The following is a 10,749-nucleotide window of genomic DNA, read 5'->3' as shown; positions in this document are numbered from 1 at the left end:
CCGTGCGCGAAGGAAGGCTTCATCCGCGGGCGAGGGCCCCCACCCCCCGGCCCCCTGCCCCCGCTTCGCGGGGGAGGGGGAGAACTGCATCAAAGACGCGGCGTTCCACGCGGAACACGGTGCTGGTCAAGATCGCGGTCGCTGGATCTACGCCGCACCCGCGATCCTCGCCCGGTCCACCTCCCTCCCCCACGCAGTTTGTGGGGGAGGGTCGGGGAGGGGGGCGCCCGCCCTTCGCCGAGCGTCAGCCATCCGATCGAGATCCGTCCCGCCGTCTGTCCGCGCGCTTCTGCCTCTACCGGTCTCGCGGAATCCGGTCGTGCCTTTCCTACCGCGCCGCGGGGCCCACGGCACGCAGGCGGCGGCTGTCGTCCGTCACGGAGTCGCCGGTGCCCAGCAGCTGGCGGTACGGCTCGCAGTCGTGCTGCAGGTCCGCGTGGGTGCCCACGGCCGCCACGGTACCCGCGTCCATCACCACGATCTGGTCCGCCAGGGCTGCCGTCGTCACGCGGTGCGTCACGTACACCACCGTCTTGCCCTCCACGCGCCCGAACAGGTCCCGGAGGATCTCCATCTCCGTGGACATGTCGATGTTGCTGGTGGCCTCGTCCAGTAGCAGGATGCGCGAGTCGCGGATGAGGGCGCGGGCCAGCGAAAGCCGCTGCCGCTGCCCGCCGCTGAGCGTGCTGCCCCACTCGCCCACGGGCGTGTCGTACCCCTGCGGCAGGTCCTTGATGAGCGACTCCAGCCGGCACAGCCGCACGGCGTCGTCCACCTCGGCGCGCGTGGGGTTCTCGGCGCCCATGGTGAGGTTGTCCCAGATGGTGCCCTGCATCATGGCGAACTCCTGCCACACCACGCTCACCTGCCTACGCAGGTCCGGCAGGCTGATGCTGGTGGCCGGCACGCCATCAAAGAACACCTGCCCCGCCGTGGGCTCCTCCATGCGCGTGATCAGGCGCAGCAGCGAGCTCTTGCCCACGCCGCTGTGGCCCACGACGGCCGTGATCATCCCCCGCGGAAAGTGCACCGTCACGTCGTGCAGCACCATCTTCTCGGCCGAGTAGCCGAACGCCAGGTCGCGCAGGCGGATGTCGCCGTCCAGCACGTGCTGGATGGGCGGCGCCGGCACGTAGGCCAGCGACGGGTCCTGCTCCGTGGGCGCGTCCAGGTACTCGAACATGCGCCCCAGGTTCACGGCGCTCTGCTGAAAGTCGCTGAACAGCGTGGTGATCTGCGCCAGCGGGTTGTACAGGTAGCCGATGTACGCGCTGAAGGCGATGTAGTCGCCCAGCGTCATCTCGCCCGCGATGATCAGCCGCCACGCGTACCAGGTGTACAGCGCCGTGCCCGCCGCGCGGATCACCCCGTTGAGCCCGTTGAACACCTGCCCGTAGCCGCCCGCCTTGAGCTGCACGTTGAGCGCGGCCTTCATCTGCGACTCGGCCCGGTCGTACACGTAGTGCTCGCGGGCCAGCGCCTTGAGGGTGCGCACGTGGCTCAGCACCTCTACCTGGAACGCGCCCAGGTCGGCGTACGCCTCGGCGCTCCGCTTCCAGTACCGCCGCATGATGCGCGCGCTGAGCGTGGTCAGCAGCACGGTGGCGGGGATGGTGATGAGGGCGACGATGGCCAGCTTCCACTGCAGCAGGAACAGGAACGGCGGCACCAGCAGCAGGTAGGCGCCGTTCACGAACAGCGTCTCGAACACCTTGCTCACGCTTTGCAGCGAGCTGCGCACGTCGCCAAAGCGGCTCATGATCTCGCCCACGCGGTGCTCGTCGAAGAACCGCGGGCGAAGGTGCTGCAGGTGGTTGAAGAAGAGGAGCGAGGTGGCGTTGCTCAGGTGCGCCGTGGTGTAGCTGGTAAAGTACCCGCGAATGCCGCCCATGATGGAGGTGGCGATGCTCACGGCCAGCGTGCCGCCCACCAGCACGTGCATGAGCGTGATGTTGCGGGTGGGGTACACCTCGTCGATGAGCAGCTTGGACAGGTACGGCGTCACCATGCCGATCAGGCCCAGCACCATCCCCAGCACCATGCCCTTGGCCAGGGCGCCCCAATAGGGACGGATGACGCGCAGCAGCCGCATGAACTGCTGAAACGCCTCGCGCAGGGGCGGGATGTCGGCGTGCTGTCCAGGAGGCATGGGAATCAGGCCTTACCAAAAGCTGCCTGGCCCGGGTTGGATTCCGCGGGCCCGGAAAGGTTCTCGGGGCGAACGGGCGACGTTTTGCGCCAGCCCGTAAACATAACGACGACACCGGGTTCACGCACCTGCTCCAGGGCGGACGGCCCTCCCGGGGGGCGGACCGCACGGAGGGGAGGATGGGCGACATCCGTCCCGCATCCGTCACACCCTTCAACGCACCGCGCGCATCCCCGTGTACGACCGGTGATGCGCGCGGCGGGTCACCCGCTCAGCAGGGGCGCGTGGGGCACAGGTCAATGGCCGAGCAGTACGGCGTCCGGGCGATCTGCTCGCGCGCGGGGGCCTCGGCCTCCTGCGTGGGGAACGACTCCACCCGCAGGTCTTCCAGGCTCAGCGAGGTCTTCATGCCCGCCTCCGTGCAGGGTGCGATTCTCACAATCCGCCGGATTGTGTGTGGATTCGGATGATACCCCCGATCCGCCCCGCGGACAAGCGCCGCGCGCGCACCGCTCCGAATCCGCCGACTCGGCGTACGATACTCGCGGACGACCGGTCCGCCCGCCCCGGCCACGATGCGTCCGCCGGACACCTGTCGCCGGCATTCGCCACGAGCGTCATCCTGAGGAGCCGCCGCGCGAACTTCGTTCGTGCGTGATTCATGGCGGCGACGAAGGATCTTGCCGGCGAGCCTCTGCGGCAGCCCTCGCGCGCGGAATCCGCCCCGAGTCACGCACACAAGATCCTTCGGTCGCGCCAGGGTCCTGCGTGCGTTCACGGTACCCGCGGCGCTCCCTCAGGATGACGCTCCCGCGGTGGCCGGAGAAGCGTGCGCCGGTCGAACACTCGTCGGCGAAGGCGTCCGCGGCGGCACGGGGCCGCCGCGGATCACCGATCACGCGCCGGCGCCGACGAGGCCGGGGGCAAAGTCCACGAAGCCGGCGCGGTACGCCTGCGTGAGCTGCTCCACCACGCGGTCCTCCAGCCACTCGCGGTTGGGCGAGCCCTCGGCGCCGCTCACGGCCTCGGCCACCACGTCGATCACCTCGTCCACGGTGGCGGAGTCGCGCACCGTCTGCAGGATGAGCGCGGCGAACGGGCTGAGCCGGCGCACGTTGGCCCGGCCGGCGTAGAACTGCACCAGGTAGTACGCGTCGTCCTCGTCCGGGGCGGACTCGGTGTCGCCGGCATCCTGCCAGGCGTCCCAGTCCCAGCGCGTGACGACGATGCGCGCCCGCGGCGACAGCGCCACGCGCCCCTCGCGCCACTCCACCTCTTCCTGCGGCAGGCGGGCCAGGGCGTCCAGGAACTCCGTCGTGTAGTCCGTGACGGCGCGGGCCAGCTCGTAGCGTGTGCGGTCCACCAGGAACGCGTCCTCCAGCAACGCCCGGCGGGCCGCGTCGGGCTCGGCCTGCACCCGCGCGAGGAGCGCGTCGTACGCCAGCTCGGCGTCGCTCCGGCGCGGAGCGGGGCCCATGGGCGCCAGGCCCACGTCGGCATCCGTGTCCACGCCCAGGGCGCGGAACAGGCGCAGGGTGCGGCCAAAGTGCTCGTCCACCACGCGGTCCCGCAGCTGGGCGAAGCCCTCGGCGCCCGCGTGGCCCGCCTGGGCGGCGCTCTCGTCGGGCACCGTCAGGAAGAGCACGGAGGGGATGTCGGGGCGCGCCAGGCGCAGCAGGAACATGCCGATGCCGCTCTCGCCCAGCAGCAGGCCGGGGTCGGTCACGCCGCCCATGGTGCCGCAGGGCCAGGGCACGCCGGCGTTCTCGTACCGCTGGATCCCCGACAGGGCGATGGCCTGCGCCGGGCGCGCGATGGACGGGTCGCCCAGGATGCGGGCGCCTTCCACGAGCGTCTCGGCGTTGCCGCCGCGGCCGTGGCACAGGGAGTAGTTCATCGCCAGCTCGTCGGCGATGGACGCCTCCACGTTCACGAACGAGGCACGCGCCTCTTCCAGGTACAGCGGGTCGCCCAGCAGCTGGTACGCGCGCAGGCGGGAGAAGCCGATGCCGGGCGCGCCGTGACACCACGCGGCCATGTAGCGCGGCGGCTGCGGGGGCAGCGGGTTGCCGGAGCGCTGGCGGTCGCGCAGCTCGTCCATGCGCCCCTCGAACTGGTACTCGCCCAGCTCCGTGTGGCGCAGGTCCGGCCAGTTGCTTTCCGCGGCGCTGAAGAAGTGGCGCTCGTACAGGAACGCCTGCTCGGCGGCGTAGCGGTACTGGCCGTCGCCCGTGGCGGCGTACAGCTCCAGCAGCCCGTGGCCGATGCCGGCGGCCCCGTGGGCGTAGCCGTTGAGGTTGCGGATGGAGCTGCTGCGCATGGTGGCCCACGACAGCCCCTCGGTGTCGCGCGAGGCGATGCTCACCAGGTGGTCGCCCAGGCGCCGCGCGATCCCCATGGCCAGCGCGTGGTCCACGCGGTGCGCGATGGCCAGCAGGGCGGGAATGCCGCCGCCGCCGCCCGCGATCACGTCCATCCCCATGTCGCGCGTCTCGTTGCCGGCCAGGGGGCGCAGCACGGCCTCGGCGCGCGCGAACAGCTCCGGCCGGTCCAGCCGCTCGCCCACGCGCACGGCGGCGTAGGCAATGCCCACGCGGCCGCTGTGGTAGCCGTAGCTGTTGTCGGCGGCCGCCTCGCCCTCGCGCAGGCCGAACTCCACGCCGCCCAGGGCCGCGCGGGCCAGCTGCTCGTCGCCGCTCAGGGCGGCCAGCTCTGCCAGGAACATGGCCATGCCCGCCGTGCCCTCGTACACCGTGCCCGACGCCGTGGCGGCCACCGCGCGGCGAGCGCCCGGGTTGGCGCGGTCCGGCGACATGACGGTCCAGGTGCAGGCATCGCCGTCCCACTGGGCCTGCGACGCGATCCGCCGGCCAATGCTCAGGGCGGCGTTCAGAAAGATCTCGGGGCTGGCTGCCTGCGTATCCATCGGCGTCGTCGTGTGTGGTGGATTCAGGATTCCGGATCGGGCCGGCGGGCGTCATCCGGGCGCGGGGGCCCGGACGACGCCGTGCATCTTCAGCAGGGCTGCATGTCGAACGAGGTGCCGCTGCAGCCGTACTGCAGGTCGCAGCTGGCCGCGGGCGCGCAGGTGCCGCAGTCGGTCGCGCCCTTGATGCAGGTGACGTTGCAGGTGATGCCGTTGGCCGTGCCGCCCCCGTCGCCCGTGCAGTCGGCGTCACAGGTCTCGTTGGAGCAGCCGGCGCCGGCGCTGCCGCAGGTGGCGAAGGCCGAGTACTCGCCGCTGGTGGTGTTGTTGCACCCGAGCTTTTCGATTCCCGTGAACGCGATCACGGTGCCGCGCACGACGGAATGGGAGGACGTGACGAACGAGTCCACCGTGAGATCGTCGAGACTCAGCTTCTTCATGGGAACCTCTCTTGGGACCGTGTGGCGGGTCTCCCCGCGTTCGCCCGCCGCGGCGAGTTCCGCGGCGGGAGAGCGTTCACGTGTCGGCGCCGCTCCGCGTCAGGCGTCCGCCTGGGCCGGGGCCGGGGCCGGCTCCGGGGCGGGCGGCGCGCCGCTGGTCCGCAGCGCCTCGGCGGGACGGCCCAGGGCGCGGGTAATGAGGTATCCCAGGTAGCTTTCCTCCTGGAGGGTGATCCCCAGGCGGTTGTTCATCATGTGCACGTAGCTGGGCGCGATGCCGCTCACGGCGCGCTGCCAGTCCGTGGCCGTCTCGCCCATCACCTGCACGCGGCCCGCGTCGAACAGGGCGCGCAGCGCGTCGCGGTGCCGGCGCATGCCGTCGGCGTAGGCGTCCAGCGTGTCGCTGAGCGAGTCGCCGTCGTCCATGGCCTCCCAGATGGCGTCCACGTACTCCACCAGCGTCTCGGACTGCTGGCTGAAGCCCTGGTCAAAGGCCTCCATCCACGCGTCGCGCCCGCCCTCCTCGCGCACGAGCGAGCGCAGGTAGTTGGTGGAGTACATCTGCGAGAACGCGGCGCCCCGCTCCCGCTGCTCGCAGAACACGTGGACGAGCACCACCATGGACAGCAGCCCCTTGCCCAGGCGCGACGAGCGCTCGGGCGTCATCTTGGCCGTGAGGGCGTACGCGGCGTCGCTGGACACCTCGAAGACGCGCTCGGACACCCGCAGGGCGTCCGGCCCGCCGTAGCGCTCCGTCTCGGGCTCGTACTCCACGCGGGCCACGTGCGTGACCAGGACGGGATCGCCCTCCCCGCGCTGGGGCACGCTGGGCTGCTCGGGGCGGGCGTCGACCTCCACGGCGGGGTTGTGGGCGCGCAGGTGCTCCACGAGCGCGGGCCACACCTCGCCGGCCAGCACGTCGGGCCTGCCCAGGAAGCGCAGGCGCACGTGGGGGCCAAACTCGCTGTAGCGGATGTAGAAGTGCTGGTCCACCCAGCCTTCACGCTGGCAGCGGCGGACGAACGGCTCCACCACGTCCACCACCACGCGGTCGCACGCGGGGTCGTAGATCCACCCGTTGAAGAACAGGTAGACGCTCAGCCACTCCCGGTCCGCCGGGGTCGTCATCTCGGTCGTCTGCGTCATCTCGCTCATGCGCCGGGGGCCGCCTCGGCCAGGGCGCCCGCCTCGGCGGGGGCGCTGGCCGTGCCGCCAGGAAAGTAGAGCTGCACCACCAGCTCCGTGACAAAGCGGTCCTCGCCGTGGCGCGGCAGGGCGTCGCGGTCGGGGTAGCGCTCCTCGAACACGGCCTGGTAGCCCTTGAGGCCCGTGGCAATGCGGCCCAGCAGCCCCACCAGCAGCGGGTTGCCAAAGTCCATGAACTGCGGCTTGAAGAAGTCCTTGGACGGCTGCGTGCGCTTCTTGGCGACCTCGGCTGCCTTGGCCGCCGCTTCCGGATCCGTCGGGGCGCCGTCCTGGGCCGCGGCCTCGGCGCCGGCGTCGGGCGCGGCGGCCGCCTCGGGGGCGTCGTGCTCCTCCTCGTGCGCCTCGGCCTCGGGGGCGCCGCCCTCGTAGCCGGGGATCTCGCCCGCGGCCTCCACGGGCGTCTGCTCGCCGGCGGGCTGGCCGGGCTGCGCGGGCCGCGCTTCGGGCACGGGGATCACGCGCAGGTACGCCGTCTCGGGGATGCCGTTCTCCGCCCGCCAGCGGTTGGCGCGGATGAAGAAGTCCGCCGCGCTCTCGTCCGCCCGGCGCTGGGGGAACAGCACGCCCGGCACCACCCAGCGGCGCCGCGACAGCACCAGCCGTCCGCCGCCGTAGGTGATGCGCGGCCGGTAGTTGATGGTGGGCGCGGGCATGGCCGGCGCCGCCGGAGCCTGCTGGCCCTCCGCCGCCTGTCCATCCCCCGCCTGACCCTCGGCCGCCGGTTGGCCTTCCGCCGGCTGACCGTCAGCCGCGGGCTGCTGCACCTCGGCCGGCCGGGCTTCGGCGACGGGCTGCTGCGCATCGCCGATGGGCTGCGCGTCGGCGGCGTTCTCGGCCGCGGCGGGCTGCACGGTCACGCCCTCGGCCTGCGCGGCGTTCGCCTCCGCGGCCGGCTGATCGGCCTGGGGCTGCGGCTGGCGGGGCGCCTCGGCGCTCTCGGGGATGGTGGGCGCGTACATCACCGGCGGCGTAAAGCGCGACAGCAGCTGGTACAGCGGCGGCCGCATCCGCGGGTTCAGGAAGCCGAGATCGACCGGGATCACGCGGCGGCGCGTGGGGCCGTGGAACAGCGCCAGCGACTGCGGATCCTCGGGGTCCGGGACCACCAGGATCTCGCTGCTGCGCAGCTGCTCGTCGCTGTTGCCGCTCTCGCCCGTGGGGTAGCTGATCTCCCACTTGAGCAGGGGCGGGTGCAGGTTGGCGTTGAACTGCGCGTCGCCGCAGATCTCGGCCAGCATCTCGCCCGTGAGCGCGGCGTTGGCCTGCCGCACGTCCTCCTGCACGTCGTCCGGCAGCATGTACAGGAAGCGCGAGAAGTACTTGCCGTACCCCGCCGTGTAGCTGCTGCCGTGCAGCAGGAAGGTGGGGTCGGCACCCTCGCTCTCCGCCTGCACCAGCAGGCCGAACGCGCCCATGGAGCGGGGCACGCCGCTGAGCGTCTCCACCCCGCGCAGGGCCTCGTCCACCTCCTCGGCGGGGACGTCGATGGTCTCGGCGTCGCGGTTGGCGTCCCACAGGCGGCGGAACACCTCCGTCAGGCGCACGCGGGCGGCGCCCAGGTCCTTGATGCTCTCCAGGCCGAAGGGATTGCCCACGTCGTACCCCTCCAGCTCCTCCTTGCGGGCCCCCGCGCGCTGCTTGCCCTCCTTTTCCACGTGCGCCTTGAAGTGCTCGCGGTAGAAGTCCTCGTAGAACTTGAGCAGGGGCACGCCCTGCGCGCTCTCGTAGTACGTCTCGAAGAAGTGCCGCATGCCGGCCTGCTCAGCCCGGGGCCAGGCCAGGCGCGACGTGGCGCGCACCCACTCCTCGAAGCTGCCGAATGCGCGGCGCACGCCGGGGGTGAGGGCGATCTGGGCGCCGGCGGCGCTGGTGGCGTCCTCGTAGAACGGCATGTCCTTGCGCAGGCGTGCCGTCACCTCCATCACGTCCAGCGCCTCCTCGATGTCGGCGTGGATCTGCTCGATGATGGCGGAGCGCTCCTGCACCCCCGCGTCCGTGTACGCCTCCACCCGCTCGCGCAGGTGGGCCAGCAGGGTGGACGAGCGGCGGGCGTGGTCGTCGTCGATGCGGTCCAGCAGGGCGCGGAAGGGGAGGTCCCAGTCCGCGTCCTGCTCGCGGATGCCCGTGTGAAAGCGCAGAAAGCCGATCTCGATGAGCTTGTCCAGGTACGCCTCGGCCTCCTCGGGCGTGGCATCGATCTCGGGATCGGACGAGAGCGCGCGGATGAGCTCGCCCAGCGTGGGCGCGCCGCCGTCGGCAAAGCGGCTGGCGATGAGCTGCAGCACCTCGTTGTCGGCCAGGCGCTGGAACACCTCGCGCCCGTCGATGGAGGTGAGGAACACCAGGCGCGGACCCTCGCTTCGCAGCGTCGGATTGCGCTCGACGGCCAGGGCGTGGCGAAAGGCCGCGCGCGTCTTGAGGTGGTCGAAGAGCAGGCCGTACAGGAACTTGTTGATGCGGACAAAGCTGCGCTTGGCGCGCGGGTCGCCCGTGAACCGCGTTTGCCCCTCGATGCCGCCCGGCTCGCCCTCCACGAAGGTGCCGGGGATGATGGCGCAGAAGGTGGCAAAGGGCGTGGCCTTCATGGCCATGCGCGTGTAGTAGCGCAGCAGGCCGCGCTCCGTCTTCTCGTCGCGGCCGCTGAGGTCGCCGCTTTCGGCCGCGGCGGCGTAGCGCTGCAGGTTTCCGTACAGGGCGCGGCTGCTCACCATGAGCCCCTTGCGGAAGTCGGCGTCCGTGATCTGCTCGCGGAACTGGCCGCGGGCCTGCGCGGCCGCCTGGTCGTGCGCCTGGCGCAGCTCGCCTTCCAGCGCGCGCGCGGCCTGCACGTCCGCGGCAAACGCGTGCACGGCGGCCGCCGTCTCCGGCTCTACCGAGGCCAGGGCCGCGTCCAGGCGCTCGGCGGGCTGCGGCTTGAAGTTGTACAGCTCGCGCTTGAGGGTGATGAGCTTGTTGCGCGCGGGCTTTTCCTGCGCGGCGCCAATGGCCGTGAACAGGCGCTGCGACACGTCCTCGCGGGTGGCGCTCAGGCGGGCTTCCACCTCGGCCAGCTGCCGAAGGAGCTCCAGGGCGCGGTCGGCGCGCATGCCGTCCACGGTGTCGGCGGGGGCGCCGGACACGCGGCAGACGAAGCGGGTGAACAGGGCGTCCGTCGCCGGGCCCGCGGCCTCACTCATCCAGGGTTCACTCATGCGGCGTGCTGGTGGTCGGTGGTCTGGCGCCTAAAAGCGGCGTGAACGGAGAGCGGCAACGTGGAGGCGGGGCGGCCGGATTCCGGCGTCGAGCCCAGCCCGCCGGGAGGGCGCGGTGCCCGGTGCACCGTGCCCGCGACTGCCCCGGCGCCTGCGGAGCGCTCGTTGAGCTTGACCGAAAACGCGCGTGGGACACGCGATTCTAATCATGGTCCCTCAAACGTCGCAAGTACGCGAGCCGCCATCTTCACCGTCCGGTAACCCTGAGATGTGACTGCCACGGCGAACGGTTGCAAAAGGCCGCGCCGGGCACGCTAACCCTGGTGGGGACGGGCGGCGACGGGCCCGTGACGAGCCGCGCGATCGGTGGTGTGGACCGGTGGATAGCGGGGGCGAGCGGAGTGCCGCGGGTCCGTGGGCCGAACCGCGCCGGATCGGCCCATCCGCGGAACGAGACACCGTGGGATGTACACTTGGGTGGGGGGCGGAGGTTCCAGGTGGCCGTCGCCGCGTGGCTACGGATCATTTCCTTTCGACGGAGTGGCGGAGGGGATGCGTGGCGCCGCGGGGCTCCAGACCAGGCCGGGCCGGCAAACCACGGTGCCCCCGTCCCCACACGTCCCGTCTCCGCCGCTCTCCCTTGCGCGGCGCGGCAATCCGCGCAAACCTTCCACAACTCTCCTCAACGGCGCGGGGCTGGGTCGCGCGCCTTCATCGATCCATCGACATCCATCCATCATGCAGGACCCGCAATCCGCCGCGCCCGAGGCACGGCTCGTTCGCGCGCTCGGGGTATGGGGGCTGGCGGCCGGCATCGTGAACGTCACCGTGGGCGGC

Annotated in this window: 6 protein-coding genes; all 6 read right to left on the bottom strand. The window is 71.7% G+C overall.

The window, feature by feature from the left end; all coding sequences use genetic code 11:
- Positions 1 to 328: 328 nt before the first annotated feature.
- Positions 329 to 2,149 (bottom strand): peptidase domain-containing ABC transporter, encoded by a 1,821-nt coding sequence (locus VFZ20_RS14695; RefSeq protein ID WP_329684655.1) that lies wholly within the window; start codon positions 2,147 to 2,149, stop codon positions 329 to 331.
- Between the two features lie 271 nt (positions 2,150 to 2,420).
- Positions 2,421 to 2,558, bottom strand: a complete 138-nt coding sequence (locus VFZ20_RS14690) for a hypothetical protein (protein ID WP_329684654.1) — start codon at positions 2,556 to 2,558, stop codon at positions 2,421 to 2,423.
- Positions 2,559 to 3,044: 486 nt separating this feature from the next.
- A complete protein-coding gene (locus VFZ20_RS14685) occupies positions 3,045 to 5,075 on the bottom strand; it encodes a lanthionine synthetase LanC family protein (protein WP_329684653.1) in 2,031 nt (676 codons plus the stop codon).
- A gap of 89 nt (positions 5,076 to 5,164) precedes the next feature.
- The gene (locus VFZ20_RS14680) at positions 5,165 to 5,515 is read right to left on the bottom strand and encodes a pinensin family lanthipeptide (RefSeq protein WP_329684652.1); all 351 of its coding nucleotides are present in this window, start codon (positions 5,513 to 5,515) and stop codon (positions 5,165 to 5,167) included.
- 99 nt (positions 5,516 to 5,614) lie between these two features.
- Complete coding sequence (locus tag VFZ20_RS14675) at positions 5,615 to 6,661, bottom strand: thiopeptide-type bacteriocin biosynthesis protein (protein ID WP_329684651.1); 1,047 nt, start codon at positions 6,659 to 6,661, stop codon at positions 5,615 to 5,617.
- 5 nt (positions 6,662 to 6,666) lie between these two features.
- Entirely contained in the window at positions 6,667 to 9,897 is a 3,231-nt protein-coding gene (locus VFZ20_RS14670; protein ID WP_329684650.1) for a lantibiotic dehydratase, read from the bottom strand.
- Positions 9,898 to 10,749: the final 852 nt, after the last annotated feature.

Source organism: Longimicrobium sp., from assembly GCF_036280135.1.
Lineage (GTDB): Bacteria > Gemmatimonadota > Gemmatimonadetes > Longimicrobiales > Longimicrobiaceae > Longimicrobium.
This window is presented reverse-complemented; position numbering and strand designations above follow the sequence as displayed.

Coding starts and splice junctions, on each gene's coding strand:
- VFZ20_RS14695 (WP_329684655.1), bottom strand. CDS start 2,149: ATGCCTCCTGGACAGCACGCCGACATCCCGCCCCTGCGCGAGGCGTTT.
- VFZ20_RS14690 (WP_329684654.1), bottom strand. CDS start 2,558: ATGAAGACCTCGCTGAGCCTGGAAGACCTGCGGGTGGAGTCGTTCCCC.
- VFZ20_RS14685 (WP_329684653.1), bottom strand. CDS start 5,075: ATGGATACGCAGGCAGCCAGCCCCGAGATCTTTCTGAACGCCGCCCTG.
- VFZ20_RS14680 (WP_329684652.1), bottom strand. CDS start 5,515: ATGAAGAAGCTGAGTCTCGACGATCTCACGGTGGACTCGTTCGTCACG.
- VFZ20_RS14675 (WP_329684651.1), bottom strand. CDS start 6,661: ATGACGCAGACGACCGAGATGACGACCCCGGCGGACCGGGAGTGGCTG.
- VFZ20_RS14670 (WP_329684650.1), bottom strand. CDS start 9,897: ATGAGTGAGGCCGCGGGCCCGGCGACGGACGCCCTGTTCACCCGCTTC.